Raw genomic sequence first — 17,823 nt, 5'->3', positions numbered from 1 at the left:
GTCAGGCGCTTTTACTGCTTAACATTATATTATGTTGTATTTCAGTGATTTCTTTTACATTACAAGTGTATTACAAAGGCACAAATGGCTGATATTCTGTGCTATAGTGTGCAACGTAGTCACCAAGAAACTTTTCAAGATTAAGCCACAATCTAAATCTACCCTGAGTGGGATAGATATAAACATAAACACGTACATATAGATTTAAAAAATAGGAGGATTTATTTACTTATGAAAAAGACGCTATTATCAGTCGCAACAGTCACTGCACTCACAGGTGTCGCATCCAGCAATATATCTGCAGCAGATTACACGGTAGAGAGTGGAGATACGCTTTGGGGCCTTGCAACTGAACACGGAACAACAGTTTCTGCGCTTAAAGAAGTAAATGGACTCTCTAGCGACCTTATTATTGAAGGCGAGCAGCTGAGCCTTGATGAGAAAGAAGAAGTTAAAAAAGATGAGACGGCTGGTGATGGCACATACGTCATCCAACCAGGCGATACCCTCTTTAAAATAGGACAGAAATTCAATGTCGACTACCAACAGATTATGGAATGGAATAACCTATCTTCCGATCTTATCTTTGCAGGTAAAACATTGATCGTCTCCGGTAATGCTGCACCTGCTGTACAAGAACAAACTGAAGTCGTTGAAGCTGCACCTGCTGTAGAAGAACAGACTGAAGTTGTCGAGACAGCACCTGCTGTAGAAGAAACCGTTGAAAATCAAACATCTTCTGCAGTTGAGCAGACTGAGGCGAATCAGGCAGCAGCGGAACAGCGTGCGGCAGAGCAGGCTGGAGCAGAACAGGCAGCAGCGGCAGAGCAGGCTGAAGCAGAACAAACGACATTAGAGCAGCCTTCTGCACCAGCGGCACAACAGAACAATGATCGTGCAGCGGAACAAGCTGAGGCAGAACGTCAGCAAAGAATTGAGCAAAGGGAAGCTGAACAAGCAAAAGCACAAAAGCAGGAAGCTGAACAAGCTCAAAGCCAGCAAGTATCAAATGTGGGTGGCAATGCAGCCTCTGTTGCACACTCGGTAGCAGCAGGCAAGAGCTATGTATACGGTGCAAATACTTCTACAGCAGTAGATTGTTCAGCCCTTTCCCAACAGTTCATGAAAGCATTTAAGGGCGTTAACCTTCCAAGAACTGCCGCAGGTCAAATGGCAGCAGGTACACAAGTGTCCAACCCTCAACCGGGAGATCTTGTATTCTTCAATGGTGGTTCACACGTCGGTATCTACATCGGCAATGGCCAAATGGTCGACGCATTGAATCCATCTGAAGGTGTAGGACAGCGTGCTGTGAGTTATGTGCACGGTTCAATCGATGGATACTTCAGATATTAATCAATATAATGTTAGGTCAGGACTCGGTCCTGGCCTTTTTTCATGCACTTCAGCATGCTCTATTAAATGTAAGTCTCTATAAGTTATGTTAAACTAATCTAAATAAATAATAAGGTTTGTTGAAATATGAAACTTAAAAACATCGTCATCATAATCATATTGGGCTTATTCTTTTTGACAGTCGGGGCAGGCGTCACTGCTGTCATCAACATGTCGGAAGAGGGCTTGAAAGAACAATCTTTAAAAACACTCCAGGAGTCGGAAGGTAAGGACAACCATCATGCAGTTGGCATGAACATCATCGATGAGAAAATGGAGGGTGTACGGAATGATGGGAAAAAAATGAAGGCGATCATAAAAGATAATGAAGTGACTGTCATCAACTTTTTTGCCTCATGGTGTGACCCATGCCGTCGCGAGACACCTGAATTGAATGAATTCCATCAGGCGCATAAGGACCAAGCCGTTGGCATCATCGGAATAAATGTAGACGATAAGGCATCCAATAGAAATAAGTTCCTGGAAGAATTCAAAGTCTCCTACCCAGTCTATGAGTTTTCGGATGAAGATTCTGCCCTCCAGACCTTCAATATCCATCTGATGCCTACGACATTTTTTGTGGATTCTGAAGGAGAAATAATCAGAGCATATGTCGGGGAGGTCGAGCGTAAACTGCTTCAAGATTACATCAACTACGTCAAGGAGGAATAATTATGGGAGTCCACCAATATTTTAAAAGTCTAAATGATCTGGAAAAACTCGTGAGGTGTCCCGGGAAATTTAAATACCAGGACCATAATGTGGCAGCCCATTCTTTTAAAGTGACTAAAATCGCCCAGTACCTAGGCACTGTAGAAGAACATAATGGAACGAGTATTGACTGGAAAAGCCTTTATGAGAAGGCGTTGAACCATGATTATCCGGAAATATTCACAGGTGATATCAAAACACCTGTCAAATATGCCTCTGATGAACTCAATGTGCTGTTCAAAGAAGTTGAAGAGAGCATGACTAAGCGGTTTGTGATGGAAGAATTTCCAGTCGAGTATCAGGAAACCTATTTAAGGCGTTTCAAAGAGGGCAAGGATGGTACTGTGGAAGGTGAGATATTGGCCGTAGCGGATAAGATCGACTTGTTATATGAATCCTTCGGTGAAATACAAAAACGTAATCCCGAGCCTCTATTTTTTGAAATCTACGAAATGTCCCTACTGACCATCAGAAAATATTCCCATCTGGAATGTGTAACCGACTTCCTTGAGAACATACTTCCGGATATGTTGCGGGAGAGGTTCATACCGAAAACGGAACTAATGGATATTACTGAAGCCATAATGGAAAAGGAGCTCTGATGAATGTCCCTTTACTGGTACATGATGGGAATGGTGGTCCCGGCTCTTACAGTGGTGATTTTTTCAAGATTGACACGCAACAAGTTCGTCGCAGTATTCCTGACCTTCATAATCTTCGGAGTCTCCATCTATCGTGGTTTCTATCATTCTGAATGGGTGATATTCATTGACTCGCTGTCGATAGTCTTAGGGTACATGCTAGTGGAAGTTTACCAAGTCGATAAAGAAGAAGACGATTAGCCAGAACCGAACAAATGTTTGCCATTTCTATTTTTATTTTGTAAAATAGTCTACGAACATATTAATGGGGGAAGAATGAATGGCCAAATTCGAAGTGGTCTCCAAATTTGAGCCTGCCGGCGATCAGCCAAAGGCGATAGAAGAGATTACAGACCAGATCAAGTCCGGAAATAGACATCAGACACTACTTGGTGCGACAGGCACCGGGAAAACATATACCATGAGTAAAGTGATTGAAAAAGTGGGGAAACCAACTTTAATAATTGCACACAATAAAACTTTGGCAGGACAACTATACAGCGAATTCAAGGAATTCTTCCCGAATAACAGGGTAGAGTACTTTGTGAGTTACTATGATTATTATCAACCTGAAGCTTATGTCCCTCAAACGGATACCTTCATAGAGAAGGATGCACAGATTAATGATGAAATAGATAAATTGCGGCACTCTGCAACGAGTGCGTTGTTTGAGCGCGACGATGTGATCATCATTTCATCTGTCAGCTGCATCTACGGTCTTGGTAACCCGGAAGAATACCGTGATATGGTGGTGAGCGCACGGGTTGGAATGCAGATGGACCGTAATGAGTTTCTGCGTAAGCTCGTGGATGTCCAGTATTCACGAAATGATATCGATTTCAGAAGGGGTACTTTCAGGGTGCGGGGAGACATTGTCGAAGTATTCCCAGCTTCACGCGATGAGCAATGCGTGCGCGTTGAATTCTTTGGCGATGAAATAGATCGCATCAGGGAAGTGGACTATCTGACTGGTGAAGTGTTGGCAGAGCGCGAGCATATCGCAATCTTTCCCGCCTCTCACTTCGTCACGCGCGAGGAAAAGATGAAAGTGGCCATCGGCCGCATAGAAAAAGAGCTTGAAGAGCAACTTAAGATTTTGCGCGATGATAACAAACTGCTTGAGGCACAACGTCTCGAACAGCGGACGAACTATGACTTGGAGATGATGCGGGAGATGGGCTTCTGCTCAGGGATAGAAAACTATTCTGTCCACCTGACGCTGCGCCCTATGGGTTCGACACCATACACACTGCTCGATTATTTCGATGATTTTCTAGTCATGATAGATGAGTCCCATGTCAGCGTACCGCAGATAAGAGGCATGTATAACGGAGACCAGGCAAGAAAGAAAGTTTTGGTGGACCATGGATTCAGATTACCGAGTGCACTCGATAACAGGCCTTTGAAATTCGAAGAATTTGAGGCGAAGACACAGCAGTTGCTTTATGTCTCAGCAACGCCTGGACCTTACGAGATGGAGCATACTGAGAAGATGGTCGAACAAATCATAAGGCCGACCGGATTGCTGGATCCCACTATCGATGTCCGACCGACGGAACATCAGATTGATGACCTGCTTGAAGAGATTGTGACCCGGAGCGAGAAGAATGAGCGTGTCCTGATCACAACACTGACCAAGAAAATGTCAGAAGATTTGACTGCCTACCTAAAAGAGTCCGGAATAAAGGTTCAATATCTGCACTCCGAAGTCAAGACGCTTGAGCGTATTGAAATAATCAGGGAACTCAGGATGGGTGTCCACGATGTACTGGTTGGAATCAACCTACTCCGGGAAGGTCTGGATATCCCTGAAGTTTCACTGGTCGCAATATTGGATGCCGACAAGGAAGGGTTCCTGCGCTCAAGTCGGTCACTTGTCCAGACAATCGGTCGCGCAGCCCGTAACAGTGAAGGACATGTGATTTTATATGGGGATAAAATGACCGATTCGATGAACTACGCCATTGAAGAGACCGCAAGACGACGCGAAATTCAAATTGAATATAACAAAAAACACGGCATCACGCCTCAGACTATACAGAAAGAAGTACGAGATTCGATCAGTGCGGAAGTGGAAGTTAAGACAGAAAGCAGAAGTGACGGATCGGATAAGCGTACCAAGACCAAGATGACGAAAAAGGACAAAGAGAAATTGATGGTCCAGCTTGAAGAAGATATGAAACAGGCTGCCAAGGATCTCGATTTCGAAACCGCTTCAGAACTCAGGGACGCACTATTCGAATTGAAAGCAGAAGGGTGATATTTTGAAGAACAAGTATATCAGTGTAAGGGGTGCAAGACAGCATAACTTAAAAGGCGTCGATGTCGACATCCCAAGGGACAGCCTGGTGGTTATGACCGGACTGTCCGGTTCCGGGAAGTCTTCCTTGGCGTTTGATACCATATATGCTGAGGGTCAACGACGCTATGTGGAGTCTTTGAGTTCTTATGCCAGGCAATTCCTGGGACAGATGGAGAAGCCAGATGTAGATTCGATAGAAGGGTTGTCACCTGCGATCTCCATCGATCAGAAAACAACAAGCAACAACCCAAGATCGACCGTATCTACGATTACTGAGATATATGATTATCTCAGACTGCTTTATGCAAGGGCGGGCACTCCGTTCTGTCCAATCCATGGTGTCGAAATCACGTCCCAGACAGTTCAAGAGATGGTCGACCGGGTCATGGAGCTCCCAGAAAGGACTAAAGTACAGCTTTTTGCCCCTATCATAAAGGGTCGTAAAGGGTTGCATGAAAAGGTGTTTGAAGATTTGGCTAGGGAAGGGTATGCCCGGGTCATCGTAGATGGCGAAATGTATGACATCGAATCCGTACCGGAACTCTCCAAAAATAAAAAGCATGATGTGGACGTCGTCGTCGACCGGCTTGCCATTCGCGAAGGCATTGAAGCGCGCTTGAGCGATTCGATGCAGACCGCACTTGAAAAAGGGGAGGGGAACATCACCGTCAATGTCATCGATGGGGAAGACATGCATTTCTCCGAACATTTCTCCTGTCCAATATGCGGTTTCACCATATCCGAAATGGAACCTAGACTGTTCTCCTTCAACGCCCCGTATGGAGCGTGTCCGGACTGTGATGGCCTAGGGATGAAAATGGCAGTGGACGAACGCCTCGTCATCCCTGATGCAGAACTATCATTAAAGGAGGGGGCGCTTCTCCCTTGGCAACCAATCAGCTCCGACTATTACCCAACCCTGCTCAGACAGACTTGCGAGCATTTTGGTATAGATATGGACACCCCCTTTAAAGACCTGAAGAAGAAAGAAAAAGACCTGATACTGCATGGATCTAAAGGCGAGATGGTCAGCTACAGATTCACCCAAAGCAACGGTATAGTCCGCAATCGCAAGATGCCTTATGAAGGAATCATAAATAATATCGAACGGCGCTACAAGGAGAGCCCATCTGATTACACAAGGGATGTAATGAGCAGATACATGAGGGAAATCACATGTAAGACATGTGAGGGGTACCGGTTGAATGCAGAAGCCCTTGCTGTAAGGATAGAGGGGCGGCATATAGGCCAGGCAGTGGATCAGCCGGTCAAAGAGGCGATAGATTTCTTTGATGGACTCTCCCTCTCTGAACAAAACAGAAAAATCGCTGCACCGATCCTTAAAGAAGTGTACGAGCGCCTGTCCTTCCTTCATAATGTCGGCTTGGACTATCTGACGCTAAATAGACGAAGCGGCACACTCTCTGGGGGTGAAGCCCAGCGCATACGTCTTGCGACACAGATTGGCTCAAGGCTCAGTGGAGTGCTGTATATACTTGATGAGCCTTCGATTGGACTCCACCAAAGGGATAACGATCGCCTGATCAATACACTAAAGGATATGCGCGACCTCGGTAATACTCTGATTGTGGTGGAGCATGATGAAGACACCATGCTTGCAAGTGACCACCTCATTGATATCGGCCCTGGGGCAGGGGAGCATGGTGGACGTATAATGGCTCAAGGTACACCGGAAGAAGTGATGGCGAATGAAGATTCGATCACCGGTCAATATTTGAGCGGCAAGAAGGAAATTCCACTGCCGATTGAGTACCGCAAACCTGACATGAAAAAGGTGTTGGAAGTACGCGGAGGCAAAGAGAACAACTTGAAGAATCTCAATGTTAAAGTTCCGCTGTCAGTTTTGAATGTGGTCACCGGGGTCTCGGGGTCAGGTAAAAGTACCCTGATCAACGAAATCCTCTATAAAGGACTTCATACCAAACTGTATAAATCAAAGCAGATACCCGGGGACCATAAAGAGATAAGAGGCGCAGAAAACATCGAGAAGATAATCGATATCGACCAGTCGCCGATTGGCCGTACACCACGCAGCAACCCTGCAACCTATACAGGCGTATTCGATACAATCAGGGATGTCTTCGCCCAGACGAATGAAGCAAAAGTGCGAGGGTATCAAAAGGGACGGTTCAGCTTCAACGTCAAAGGGGGAAGGTGTGAAGCCTGTAAAGGCGATGGCATCATCAAAATAGAGATGCATTTTCTGCCCGATGTATTCGTACCATGTGAAGTATGTGATGGAAAGCGTTATAATAGAGAGACTCTGGAAGTTAAATATAAAGATAAGAGCATTGCAGATGTCCTGCAGATGACAGTGGAAGAGGCGTATTATTTCTTCGAAAATATTCCGAAGATCAAACGCAGGATGAAAACATTGCTTGATGTGGGGCTTGGCTATGTACGATTGGGTCAGCCTGCTACGACATTGTCAGGCGGGGAAGCACAAAGAGTCAAACTCGCTTCCGAACTGCACAGACGATCTGAGGGGAAAACGTTGTATATATTGGATGAACCCACTACTGGCCTTCATTCGGAGGATATAGGCAAATTGATTACTGTGATCCAGCGTCTTGTCAATAACGGGGATACCGTCATTGTCATCGAACATAACCTCGATGTCATAAAAGTGGCCGACCATGTCATCGACCTTGGCCCGGAAGGCGGCGATGGGGGAGGGACCATCGTAGTCAGCGGCTCAACCCAGGACGTAATGGCAGAACCGGAAAGCTATACGGGACAGCACCTAAAAAAATGGTTGGACAGAAACCATCAGGGGGATTGAAATGGATAACAAAGACCGCATTCTGAAAATGTTGGAAGAAGGAAAAATTACGTCAGAAGAAGCAATCCGTTTAATGGAAGCGATAGAATCCAAAGAGAAACAGGATGATCCAGTACAGGACACAAAAGAAGACAGAAGCAATCGGAACCGCTCGACTAAAAATGGATCGAAGGATATCCTCAACCAATTCATGGATGAATTTCAGAAGTATGTAAACCCTGAAAAGGCAAATGAAGCATTGAATCAAGTCAAAAACAAAATGGAAGGGCAGAAGCAGACTGCACAAGTCTACCGCACTTTCGAGAAGGCATTCGACAGTGTCAAAAACAGTTCCATTGATGCAATGTTTACACAAGGTTCAAAAAATCGTCTCATCGAAACGGTCGAGGACGACTATTCGAATGTATCAATCGATATTGCGAACGGCAATATCAAGGTTGTGCCAACAGATGGCTCCACTACAGCGAGATTTGAAGTCACTCCTTTCTACAGAAAACTTGATAAGCAACGTAATTATTTCCAGGACATCATCTGTGAAGTCAAGAATGAAGAACTTCTCATCGTCTCAGACATCCGTACAGCCCGGGTGAATATTGAACTCCAGGTGAATCGGGAAACGCTCAGACGACTCATCATCTCAGGGTCTAACGGCAATGTTCAGATTGAATCCCAATCCTTCAATGATCTTACCATCGATCTTTTGAATGGCAATATCTCCATCGAAGATGCAGTGAGCAGCAATGCATTCATCAGAACATCAAGGGGCGATATAACCGTTAAAGCAGGTTCCCATGGATCGATAGAGATGATTTCCATGCTTGGGACAATCAACACCGATAAGTTGAATGCAAAAGATATTACAATATCTTCAAATGGTTCAGTGAATGTTTCCTTGGAGCCAGGGACCGAGTCAGCCACAGTCAATGCCAACATGGGCAGCATCAATATAAACATCCCGCACGCACGCGCTGTGGAAGGACGCTTGAGCACCGTCATCGGGCAGATCAATTATCCTCCGGACCTGAATGTCAGATTCATGAAATCGCAGGATATCGGGTTCAAGGAATTGATGCTCCTCAATGATACGGAAGAAGAAGCACTGCTTCTTGAAGTGGGAACCAAATTTGGCAGTGTTACACTGCACCGCAGTTAAAGAACACACTATAGTCCAGCAATTGCCGGGCTATAGTGTGTTTTTGTATATAGTTGAAAAATTGCCCCATGTAATCAAGTTCCGTTTCATTGAAAAGGGCAGCTCGATTCTTTATAGTTGAATTATTAAATGTCTGAGGTGACCCAATGCTCACAGTTAAAAAGATCATAGACGAATTTCAACTGAAATTGATTTCCGGGAATGATGGCATCAACAAGGAAATCACCAATATCGATGTCTCGCGTCCGGGCCTTGAGATGGCAGGTTATTTTTCCCACTATTCATCCGATCGCATACAAATACTTGGGATGACGGAAATTTCATTCTTTGAGAGAATGCTTACGGAAGAAGAAAGGGAAGATCGGCCGAAAAAGTTGTGCCGTAAAGAAACGCCCTGCATCATCATCACACGTAATCTGAATCCGCCGCTTGAATTTATAGAAGCGTGCAACCAAAGCCGAATTCCTCTTCTGGTCACTGAGGACAACACGACTAATTTTACGAGTAGAATCTCCAATCATCTGGAAAAAGCTTTAGCGCCAGAAACCAACATGCATGGTGTACTGGTGGATATATATGGGATTGGTGTCCTGATCACCGGAGAAAGTGGCGTAGGAAAGAGCGAAACGGCGCTGGAACTTGTCAAGAATGGTCATAGGCTCGTAGCTGATGATAATGTTGAGATAAAAGAAGTGTCGAAGAATGTACTTATTGGTGCTTCGCCGCCGATCATACGCAATCTGCTTGAGATACGCGGCCTTGGCATCATTAATGTTATGACGCTTTTTGGAGCGGGGAGCATCCTGGAGGAGAAGCGCGTCATGCTCAATGTGAATCTTGAGGCCTGGGAGAAGGGAAAAACTTATGAACGTCTCGGCCTGGATCAGAATAAGCTGAAGATCTTGAATACTGAGATCGACCAGAAGACCATCCCCATCCGTCCGGGGCGTAGCCTGGCGGGCATCATTGAAGTGGCTGCCATGAATTATCGCATGCAGTATATGGGATATGATGCAGCCCAGGAATTCAATGATCGTCTGAACCGTCAAATCCAAATCAACGGAGGGATGATTGATGATCTATAGCGCACCGTTCAGCCCGATCGCAATTGAACTCGGCCCGATAGGAATCCACTGGTATGGCATCATCATAGCAGCCGGCATGCTGCTTGGATACTACATAGCAGACCGTGAAGCAAACCGAAAAGGTCTTCCTGAAGGACTTTTCATGGATTTGATGTTCTACATCATCATTGCTTCAATTATAGGTGCAAGATTATATTATGTTATTTTCCAATGGGAATACTATAGCCAGAATCCATTTTCCATACTCCTGATCAATGAAGGGGGTATGGCGATTCATGGAGGATTGATCGGTGGCTTCATCGCTGGTATCGTCTACTGCCGGGTTAAAGGCTTCAGTTTCTTTCAGTTGGCGGACATTGCGGCCCCGAGCCTTATTTTGGGACAGGCTATAGGCCGTTGGGGAAACTTTATGAACCAGGAGGCGCATGGGGGAGAGGTCTCCAGAAACTTCCTGGAATCCTTGATGCTCCCAGACTGGATCATCAACCAAATGTTTATAGACGGTGCGTATTACCACCCTACATTCCTGTACGAATCCGTATGGAATATAGTAGGCTTCATCCTTCTCCTCATGCTCCGTAAAAAACTGAAAGTGGGCCAGACCATCCTTCTATACTTGATGTATTATTCCCTCGGCCGTTTCTTCATAGAGGGAATGCGCACAGATAGTTTGATGATAGGAGAACAGCTGCGTACCGCACAGCTGATTTCAATCATCCTGATTGTTGTGGCAGCGGGTGTCTGGATCTATAGGGAAATGAAATATAAGTTGCCGAAATACCGGGAGGTACAAGGCATCTATAAAGGAAGACGAAAATGAGGAAACTTGAAAAATTCAAGGCGGGTGCGATAAATCCGCTGTGGCATCTATATAGGACAGTCTCACGCATTAAAGTTGCCAAGAACTTCATCATAATAGAACTTGGCCGGTTTTGTCCCTCGACCAGATGGAAGCACGTACTATACAGGAAAGGGCTCGGTATGAAGCTTGGGGAGAACGTTTCTCTTGCCTACAAAGCCATGCCGGACCTGATGCATCCAGAGCGCATCCACATTGGCAAAAACAGTATAATCGGGTATAATACAGTGATATTGACTCATGAATACCTCGTGGATGAGTATCGTCTCGGGAATGTGTACATCGGGCATGATACTATGGTGGGTGCAAACGTCACTATTTTGCCGGGGGTGAGTATCGGCAATCATGCTGTAATAGGGGCGGGAAGCGTCGTTTCAAAAGATGTCCCCGACCACTCGGCAGCTTACGGTAATCCGCTTATAATAAGGAGTATGGATAATGACTAGGAAAGTGATTCCGTTCGATCAGAATGGAGAATTCCATTTTAATCAAGGTCTGAAGAAAACAGAACAGAATAAAAAACCGGAGGCGCTCAGGAGCTTTCAGAAAGCCTATGAACTTGACCGGAATAATCTGGCATATCTGTCCCAGTATGCATACTTGCTTGCTGAAAATGGCCGCGGTGCAGAAGCTGAACATATATTGATCAACGCATTCATTCAGCATCAGTATGATGCTGAATTTTATTTTATATTAAGTCAGCTTTACATCATCAGCAATGATGCGAATAAGGCGTTTCTGTTCGGTGTACAGTATGTCAAATATGAGCCGGACTCCGGCTATGATGAGGAACTGGAAGAGATGTTCGAAGTGAGTATTCATGATGAAGAAGAGGTGGAGCGGGAAGCGGCGAGATTTACAGCGCAGCATCTGTTCCAGCATCTCTTTATGAACGCCAGGATAGAAGAGGCTCTGGAATTTCTATTCACAGTACCTGAAGACATCCGGAAGGAACGCGAATTCAGAAATCAGAAGGCCATGGCGCTCCTATTCCTGAACCGTTATGATGAAGCGCACGAACTATTGGAGCAGCTATTTCTGGAAGATCGCACGGATATGCATGCATTGAGCCATATGACACTCTTGTACTATCATACGGGGGAAGAGGATAAATTCAATGAATTCCTTAAAAAGTTGGAAGTGGTGCAACCATTGGATGATGATGCCCGGTTCAAAGTGGGACTCGTGCTCAATTTCCTTCAGAAGTACGAAAGGTCATACGAGCTTCTTTATCCTTTATTCAAAAAACAGTCGTTCATCAGTTTCCAGCTGCTCCATGCATTGAGCCATGCAAGCTATCATACTGGTCGTGCGGAAGAATCCAAGATGTTCTGGAATCGTATGCAGACGTTTCATCAGGTAAAGGAAATATATAGCCCTTGGAACCGTCATCGGGCATCTGAGAAAGTAACAGAGATAGAAACTGCCTACTTGAAGGATGACGATCCGTACAGACGTCTTCTAGGCCTCTATAAGATCTACAATGTCGTTCCGAGGGACGTCATATTGGGTCATGATGTGTGGGACACGATTGAAAATCTGGAAGATTACGAGAAATTGTATATCTCATTCCTTTTCCAGGGGCTTAAGCTGGTCAGGCTGGGACGGATGCATAAAGGACTTGAGGCACTGTCGCAAGCCGGTTTTACGGATGAAGAGGACCAGATGTCCTGGATAGAACTATTTCACGAACTGTATGAGCAGAAAGTGGAGCTGGAAGATATTGATGCCTTTGCAGCTGCGGCAATGTATTTCCATAAGCGCGAAAGGAAATTCACCAAAAAATATCTCGTCGAGACATTCGGCACTACACTCTACCGTTTGAATAAGGCATTGGGGCATATCGAGCAGAAATGATGAAATAATGTAAATATCCCTTTATAATATTTAACAGCTGATAATACGGAAAAGGAGTTTTGACCATGACTGAAGAAAAAAATATTTATGACGTCGTCATCATCGGTGCAGGGCCGGCAGGAATGACAGCTGCCGTCTATGCTTCCCGGGCAAACCTTAAGACAGTGATGCTTGAACGCGGTATGCCGGGTGGACAAATGGCAAATACGGAAGAAGTTGAGAACTTTCCTGGATTTGACTTCATAACAGGTCCTGAATTATCCACCAAAATGTTTGAGCACTCCCAAAAGTTTGGTGCCGAATATAAATATGGCGACATTAAATCCATTGAAGATCAGGGAGATGTCAAAGTGCTTAAAACGGGCAATGAGGATATCTACACGCGCACTGTCATCATAACGACAGGTGCCGAATATAAGAAGGTCGGAGTCGAGGGTGAAGAAGAACTCGGCGGCCGCGGCGTGAGCTATTGCGCAGTATGTGACGGCGCTTTCTTCAAGGAGAAGGAACTCGTCGTAATCGGCGGCGGGGATTCTGCAGTAGAAGAAGGGGTCTTCCTGACGAAATTCGCAAGCAAAGTAACTGTAGTGCATAGGCGTGATCAGTTGCGGGCTCAAAAAATCCTCCAAGACCGTGCGTTCAAAAACGACAAGATGGATTTCATCTGGGATACTGAGATCCAGTCCATCAACGGTGAGGGTAGAGTGAAGAGCGTAACGCTGCTTGATAAGAATACAGGCTCAACGTACGATTATGAAGCAGATGGCGTCTTCGTCTATGTGGGCATGAAGCCACTGACTGCACCATTTGAAGGTTTGGGCATCTTGAATGAAATGGGATATGTGGTCACCAATGATGAAATGGAGACATCAGTCCCGGGCATCTTTGCAGCTGGAGACGTACGTAACAAGACCCTGCGTCAGATCGTCACAGCAACCGGGGACGGCAGTATAGCTGCCCAGAACGCCCAGCACTATATCGAGAAGCTTGGAGATATGCAGGAAAGCAAATAGGAATGTTACCCCAGGGTTTTGGGCCAATGGCAGTAGGATGTCTTATCCAACTGCCATTGGCCACGTCACCCTGGGTTTTTTTAATAGAGTCCTAGAGGCAGGAAACTTACTGAGTGTTGCGGGAGAAGATGCGAGATGGTTTAATTGAAAGAGGCAATTAACGCTTAAGAGGATGTGGATCTATGAAAAAACTGAGTATAGTGACGGGCATGAGCGGGGCCGGAAAGTCTGTAGCGATTGAAGCGCTTGAAGATATGGGGTATTTCTGCATTGATAATCTTCCCCCGATTCTGCTCAAAAAAGTCCTGGAATTGATGGAAACGACAGAAGGACAGATGGACCAGGTCGGCTTGGGCATAGACCTCAGGGGCAAAGAGTTCTTTGACCAGCTACTTGTTGAAATAGAACAGCTGAGGGATCATCCGGATATTGCCCTGGAAATAATATTCCTGGATGCAGATGACAACCGCCTCGTCTCACGCTATAAGGAAAGCCGACGGGCACACCCGCTCGATGGAGAGATGGTCTTGTTGGACGCAATCATGAAGGAACGTGAACTTCTGAGTGTTCTGCGCGGCCATGCCTCCCATATCATCGACACGACCGAAACGACTCCAAAAGAATTAAGGAACCTGATGTTCGAAAAATGCTCTGGAGAAAACAGTCCAGCCTTTAATATAAATGTGCTGAGCTTTGGCTTTAAGCATGGCCTGCCAATCGATGCGGATTTGGTGTTCGATGTGCGTTTTCTGCCGAATCCCCATTATATTGATGCCCTGAGGCCTTTGACAGGACTCGATGAACCGGTCTCGGACTACGTCATGAAATGGAAGGAGACCAAAAAGTTCTATAAAAAACTGTATGATCTCCTTAAATATATGATCCCCCAATATATAAAAGAGGGGAAAGCGCAACTGGTCATCGCCATCGGATGCACAGGTGGCAAGCATCGGTCTGTAACGCTTGCAGAGAAGCTCACAGAAGACCTGAGTGAAGACTTTAATTTTACCATCCGGGCGGTCCACAGAGATGCACCGGTAGAAGGTGCAGAACATGAAGAAGATTAAGATTACAGTAGTCGGGGGCGGCACCGGGCTGAGTGTTTTAGCCAGAGGCCTGAAAAGATACCCGGTGGATATAACCGCCATTGTTTCTGTAGCAGATGACGGCGGCTCGACCGGGCTTATCCGCGATAAGATTGATATGCCGGCACCAGGGGACATCAGAAATGTAATGAGTGCACTTAGTGAAGTGGAGACGAAATTGGATAATCTCTTTTCTTACCGCTTCAATAAAGATGCACTCGATGGTCATGCACTCGGCAATCTCATGCTGGCTGCGATGTATGATATGACCGGTGATTTTGCCGTGGCAGTCAAGGAATTAAGCAAGATACTGAACGTCAAGGGTACCGTCATTCCGTCGACCAATATCAGTCCGGAGCTGGCTGCACGTATGGCTGACAACTCGATTATCGTCGGAGAGAGCTATATTCCGGAAGTTGGACAGAAGATAGAGGAAATGTATTTGATTCCGGACGATACCGTAGCAACCCCCGAGGCCATAGAAGCCATCGAGTCTTCTGACGTCATCGTCTTTGGACCGGGGAGCCTGTATACGAGCATCATCCCCAACCTGATACCTGAGGGCATGAAGGAAGCGATAATTAAAGCGCGCGGCATTAAGGTCTATATTTCAAACATCATGACTCAGGCTGGCGAAACGATAGATTACAGCGCTGCAGATCATCTTGAAGCCATCCATCACCACGTCGGCCAGAATATTGCAGACTTCATTATTTTGAATGAGGAAGATATCAAAGGCCGCATATCTAATTATTACCATGAAAATGATATGGAGATCGTCGAGAGTGACAGAGAGAGGCTCAGACAGATGGAAGTTGAAGTAATGACAGACCACCGCCTTGTCCAGATCGATGAAGATGGGGCAGTACGGCACAACAACAAAATACTGGCGCAGATGATCTATGACATTGCGCTTAGGGAAATCAGTACGTTGCAGTATAGGAAAAAATAGAATGGGGCGTGATCGCATGTCATTTGCTTCTGAGATGAAGAATGAATTGACCAGAATCGAAGTGGATACGTGCTGTATGAAAAGTGAGCTTTCAGCGCTCATCAAAATGAACGGGGCACTCAGCCATTCCAATGGACAATGGATTATTAATATACAGACTGAGAATGCGGCGATTGCGCGCCGGATTTTCTCATTGATTCGGACTACGTATGGAGTTGAGATAGAACTTCTGGTCCGTAAGAAAATGAAACTGAAAAAAAACAACGTCTATATTTCAAGGATAAAGAAAGAAAGTAAGAAAGTACTGGAAGACTTGGAAATCATGAAGGATGGTCTGCTTGAACATGCCATAAGTGAAGATATCAAAGAGAAGGAGTGCTGCATCAGAAGCTATCTGAGGGGTGCGTTCCTTGCAGGCGGATCGGTGAATAATCCGGAAACCTCAGCTTATCATCTGGAGATATTCTCCTTGTACGAGGAGCATGCCAGGAATCTGACTGAGTTAATGAATGGTTATGAGTTGAATGCGAAATTCATTGAAAGAAAGCGCGGCTACATCACCTATCTCAAAGAAGCCGAGAAGATTGCAGAATTCCTTAGCCTGATCGGTGGGTACCAGGCACTTTTGAAATTTGAAGATATACGGATTGTCAGGGATATGCGCAATTCTGTAAACCGTCTGGTGAACTGTGAAACAGCAAACCTGAATAAAACAATCAGCGCTGCAATGCGTCAAGTTGAGAACATCAATTTCATCGCTTCAGAAATAGGGCTTGAAGAGCTGCCCGAACGCCTTAGGGAAATCGCGAAATTAAGGGTTGAGCACCAGGAAGTCTCCCTGAAGGAGCTAGGGGAGATGATGTCGACAGGTCCGATATCGAAGTCCGGGGTGAATCATCGCCTAAGGAAACTGGATAAGATAGCGGAGCAGGTGAGAAGCGGTGAAGAAATCACTTTTTAACGAAGAAAGCGTGCACCAAAGTGCACGCTTTCTTCGTTCTATTGGCCATATAGATCTTCAAGTGCAATTTCCAGTGTAGGAAAGAGGAATTTAAAATCATTTTCCATCAGTACTTCCGGGAGCACGTATTGCCCTTTCAATATGAGCATGGACTGTTCACCCAAAAGCTTTTCGATCAGAAAAGAAGGTGTATGGAAAAAGTCGGGTTTTCCGAGTGCAGTGCTCAAATATTTGGAGAAATGTTTTTGTCTGAGTGGCATTGGGGCGGTAAGGTTGACCGGGCCTGAAATTTCCGAATGCACGCCTACGAACAGCAGAGCATTCAACAGATCCTCTATATGGATCCAACTGTACCATTGGTTTCCGCTTCCAATGGGGCCGCCCACTCCCATTTTATATGGCAGGGCCATTTGGGGGAGGGCGCCTTCGTCCTTATCGAGAATCAGGCCAAATCGCGTGAAGACGGTACGGGTTCCGAGATCTTCAAACTTCTTGGCTTCAGCCTCCCACGCCACAACCACTTCAGATAGGAAATCATGTTCGGCAAAGGCATCGCCTTCGTCATATTGAACCTTCTCGCTGACTGGATAATAGCCGATTGCACTGGCGTTTACAAGAACCTGAGGAGTAATTTCAGCCTGCTCAGCCCACATCCTCAACATGCGGGTCACTTTCATCCTTGATTCATAAATGGCCGTCTTGTGGGAATCCGTCCATTTCTCCTGGAGTGAGGCTCCCGCCAGGTTATAGATGATATCAACTTTTAATGGCAACTCCTGCATCCACCTGTCGTCTGACGGGTCGTCAGGATTGTATTTGATGAAGTGTACAAAAGGATGTTCCGACTTTCTGTCGCTTCGTGTCAATATATACACATGATCATTCTCCTCCCGGAGAATTTTTGTCAGTCTTGAACCTACAAAACCAGATCCACCTGTAATTAATACATTCATGTCATCACGCTCCTTAATACCACTATAGCCTGTCTGTAGTGATGATAATCCGG

Annotated in this window: 16 protein-coding genes; 15 read left to right on the top strand and 1 reads right to left on the bottom strand. The window is 45.6% G+C overall.

The genetic code is table 11. The annotated features are described in order from the left end of the window. Positions 1–231 precede the first annotated feature (231 nt). The 15 genes from ACFFLE_RS04780 to whiA all read left to right on the top strand — a co-directional run bounded on the left by ACFFLE_RS04780 (position 232) and on the right by whiA (position 16,817). Complete coding sequence (locus tag ACFFLE_RS04780; RefSeq protein WP_380570000.1) at positions 232–1,356, top strand: LysM peptidoglycan-binding domain-containing protein; 1,125 nt, start codon at positions 232–234, stop codon at positions 1,354–1,356. Between the two features lie 126 nt (positions 1,357–1,482). Beyond that, a complete protein-coding gene (locus ACFFLE_RS04775; RefSeq protein WP_380569999.1) occupies positions 1,483–2,067 on the top strand; it encodes a TlpA disulfide reductase family protein in 585 nt (194 codons plus the stop codon). A gap of 2 nt (positions 2,068–2,069) precedes the next feature. Further along, positions 2,070–2,708: a YfbR-like 5'-deoxynucleotidase gene (locus tag ACFFLE_RS04770; protein ID WP_380569998.1), complete on the top strand. Its 639-nt coding sequence runs from the start codon at positions 2,070–2,072 to the stop codon at positions 2,706–2,708. 3 nt (positions 2,709–2,711) lie between these two features. Continuing rightward, entirely contained in the window at positions 2,712–2,948 is a 237-nt protein-coding gene (locus tag ACFFLE_RS04765) for a DUF2198 family protein (protein WP_380569997.1), read from the top strand. A gap of 79 nt (positions 2,949–3,027) precedes the next feature. Further along, on the top strand, positions 3,028–5,007 hold the full coding sequence (gene uvrB, locus ACFFLE_RS04760) for an excinuclease ABC subunit UvrB (protein WP_380569996.1): 1,980 nt from the start codon (positions 3,028–3,030) through the stop codon (positions 5,005–5,007). A 4-nt stretch (positions 5,008–5,011) separates the two neighbouring features. After that, positions 5,012–7,852: an excinuclease ABC subunit UvrA gene (uvrA, locus tag ACFFLE_RS04755; RefSeq protein ID WP_380569995.1), complete on the top strand. Its 2,841-nt coding sequence runs from the start codon at positions 5,012–5,014 to the stop codon at positions 7,850–7,852. Between the two features lies 1 nt (position 7,853). Further along, positions 7,854–9,005 carry a DUF4097 family beta strand repeat-containing protein gene (locus ACFFLE_RS04750; protein WP_380569994.1) on the top strand — a complete coding sequence of 384 codons (1,152 nt, stop codon included), beginning with the start codon at positions 7,854–7,856 and terminating at the stop codon, positions 9,003–9,005. A 146-nt stretch (positions 9,006–9,151) separates the two neighbouring features. After that, positions 9,152–10,090, top strand: coding sequence for an HPr(Ser) kinase/phosphatase (gene hprK / locus ACFFLE_RS04745; RefSeq protein ID WP_380569993.1), 939 nt, complete (start codon positions 9,152–9,154; stop codon positions 10,088–10,090). After that, on the top strand, positions 10,080–10,910 hold the full coding sequence (lgt, locus tag ACFFLE_RS04740; protein ID WP_380569992.1) for a prolipoprotein diacylglyceryl transferase: 831 nt from the start codon (positions 10,080–10,082) through the stop codon (positions 10,908–10,910). The genes hprK and lgt overlap by 11 nt, the downstream gene beginning before the upstream one ends. Further along, the gene (locus ACFFLE_RS04735) at positions 10,907–11,395 is read left to right on the top strand and encodes an acyltransferase (RefSeq protein WP_380569991.1); all 489 of its coding nucleotides are present in this window, start codon (positions 10,907–10,909) and stop codon (positions 11,393–11,395) included. The genes lgt and ACFFLE_RS04735 overlap by 4 nt, the downstream gene beginning before the upstream one ends. Continuing rightward, positions 11,388–12,806 (top strand): tetratricopeptide repeat protein, encoded by a 1,419-nt coding sequence (locus tag ACFFLE_RS04730; protein ID WP_380569990.1) that lies wholly within the window; start codon positions 11,388–11,390, stop codon positions 12,804–12,806. Before ACFFLE_RS04735 ends, ACFFLE_RS04730 begins: the two co-directional genes overlap by 8 nt. Before the next feature lie 65 nt (positions 12,807–12,871). After that, positions 12,872–13,819, top strand: a complete 948-nt coding sequence (gene trxB, locus ACFFLE_RS04725; protein ID WP_380569989.1) for a thioredoxin-disulfide reductase — start codon at positions 12,872–12,874, stop codon at positions 13,817–13,819. A 182-nt stretch (positions 13,820–14,001) separates the two neighbouring features. Then, the gene (gene rapZ, locus ACFFLE_RS04720; RefSeq protein ID WP_380569988.1) at positions 14,002–14,886 is read left to right on the top strand and encodes an RNase adapter RapZ; all 885 of its coding nucleotides are present in this window, start codon (positions 14,002–14,004) and stop codon (positions 14,884–14,886) included. Then, on the top strand, positions 14,873–15,856 hold the full coding sequence (locus ACFFLE_RS04715) for a gluconeogenesis factor YvcK family protein (protein ID WP_380569987.1): 984 nt from the start codon (positions 14,873–14,875) through the stop codon (positions 15,854–15,856). The genes rapZ and ACFFLE_RS04715 overlap by 14 nt, the downstream gene beginning before the upstream one ends. A 16-nt stretch (positions 15,857–15,872) precedes the next feature. Continuing rightward, positions 15,873–16,817, top strand: a complete 945-nt coding sequence (whiA, locus tag ACFFLE_RS04710; protein WP_380570023.1) for a DNA-binding protein WhiA — start codon at positions 15,873–15,875, stop codon at positions 16,815–16,817. A 38-nt stretch (positions 16,818–16,855) separates the two neighbouring features. Here whiA and ACFFLE_RS04705 read toward each other — a convergent pair whose 3' ends face one another. After that, the gene (locus ACFFLE_RS04705; protein WP_380569986.1) at positions 16,856–17,770 is read right to left on the bottom strand and encodes a TIGR01777 family oxidoreductase; all 915 of its coding nucleotides are present in this window, start codon (positions 17,768–17,770) and stop codon (positions 16,856–16,858) included. Positions 17,771–17,823 lie beyond the last annotated feature (53 nt).

It is taken from the genome of Salinicoccus siamensis, from assembly GCF_042429615.1.
GTDB classification, from domain to species: Bacteria; Bacillota; Bacilli; order Staphylococcales; family Salinicoccaceae; genus Salinicoccus; species Salinicoccus siamensis.
This window is presented reverse-complemented; position numbering and strand designations above follow the sequence as displayed.

Coding starts and splice junctions, on each gene's coding strand:
- ACFFLE_RS04780 (WP_380570000.1), top strand. CDS start 232: ATGAAAAAGACGCTATTATCAGTCGCAACAGTCACTGCACTCACAGGT.
- ACFFLE_RS04750 (WP_380569994.1), top strand. CDS start 7,854: ATGGATAACAAAGACCGCATTCTGAAAATGTTGGAAGAAGGAAAAATT.
- ACFFLE_RS04770 (WP_380569998.1), top strand. CDS start 2,070: ATGGGAGTCCACCAATATTTTAAAAGTCTAAATGATCTGGAAAAACTC.
- rapZ (WP_380569988.1), top strand. CDS start 14,002: ATGAAAAAACTGAGTATAGTGACGGGCATGAGCGGGGCCGGAAAGTCT.
- whiA (WP_380570023.1), top strand. CDS start 15,873: ATGTCATTTGCTTCTGAGATGAAGAATGAATTGACCAGAATCGAAGTG.
- ACFFLE_RS04715 (WP_380569987.1), top strand. CDS start 14,873: ATGAAGAAGATTAAGATTACAGTAGTCGGGGGCGGCACCGGGCTGAGT.
- uvrB (WP_380569996.1), top strand. CDS start 3,028: ATGGCCAAATTCGAAGTGGTCTCCAAATTTGAGCCTGCCGGCGATCAG.
- ACFFLE_RS04735 (WP_380569991.1), top strand. CDS start 10,907: ATGAGGAAACTTGAAAAATTCAAGGCGGGTGCGATAAATCCGCTGTGG.
- hprK (WP_380569993.1), top strand. CDS start 9,152: ATGCTCACAGTTAAAAAGATCATAGACGAATTTCAACTGAAATTGATT.
- ACFFLE_RS04705 (WP_380569986.1), bottom strand. CDS start 17,770: ATGAATGTATTAATTACAGGTGGATCTGGTTTTGTAGGTTCAAGACTG.
- ACFFLE_RS04730 (WP_380569990.1), top strand. CDS start 11,388: ATGACTAGGAAAGTGATTCCGTTCGATCAGAATGGAGAATTCCATTTT.
- lgt (WP_380569992.1), top strand. CDS start 10,080: ATGATCTATAGCGCACCGTTCAGCCCGATCGCAATTGAACTCGGCCCG.
- ACFFLE_RS04765 (WP_380569997.1), top strand. CDS start 2,712: ATGTCCCTTTACTGGTACATGATGGGAATGGTGGTCCCGGCTCTTACA.
- ACFFLE_RS04775 (WP_380569999.1), top strand. CDS start 1,483: ATGAAACTTAAAAACATCGTCATCATAATCATATTGGGCTTATTCTTT.
- trxB (WP_380569989.1), top strand. CDS start 12,872: ATGACTGAAGAAAAAAATATTTATGACGTCGTCATCATCGGTGCAGGG.